Here is a 586-nt window from a genome sequence, read left to right on the forward strand (position 1 = left end):
ATTCATTCCTGAGCCGCCTGCAGACTTTCTTCGATGATATACCATACGAACTTGCGCCACGCGACCGTGAAGTACACTATCAGAACATTCTCTACATAGTGTTCAAGCTCATGGGATTCCATGCAGAAGTGGAATATCATACATCGCGTGGACGTGTTGACCTTGTGCTTAAAACCTCCGACTATATCTATGTCATGGAATTCAAACTTGATGGGACAGCCGAGGAAGCCATGGCTCAGATAGACTCAAAAGGCTATGCCTCCGCATTTGCTGCCGACGGAAGAAAAGTTGTCAAGGTAGGAGTGAATTTCAGTTCGGAAACAAGAACTATAGACAGGTGGATAGTGTCGGATTAAATGATTTTCCAGAATTAAATTATTATCTTTAAATAAGATTAAAAATCAGTCAGTCATGAGCAAACTTTATCCTATAGGCATACAGAATTTTGAAGATTTACGTAAGAAAGATTATATCTATGTTGACAAAACAGCATTGATATATCAGTTGGTGGCTACAGGTAAATATTATTTCCTCAGCCGTCCCCGCCGTTTTGGCAAGAGTCTTCTTATATCTACTCTCGAAGCGT

General features: G+C 40.6%; 2 protein-coding genes. Both read left to right on the forward strand.

What is annotated here, in order from left to right; all coding sequences use genetic code 11:
- Positions 1–356, forward strand: a 356-nt coding sequence (locus H6A27_RS14560; protein WP_204509205.1) for a PD-(D/E)XK nuclease domain-containing protein, incomplete at its 5' end; no start/stop codon positions are given.
- Positions 357–411: 55 nt separating this feature from the next.
- On the forward strand, positions 412–586 hold a 175-nt coding region (locus tag H6A27_RS14565; protein ID WP_204509206.1), incomplete at its 3' end, for an AAA family ATPase.

It is taken from the genome of Bacteroides caecigallinarum, assembly GCF_016902295.1.
In the GTDB taxonomy this organism is placed as follows: domain Bacteria; phylum Bacteroidota; class Bacteroidia; order Bacteroidales; family Bacteroidaceae; genus Phocaeicola; species Phocaeicola caecigallinarum_A.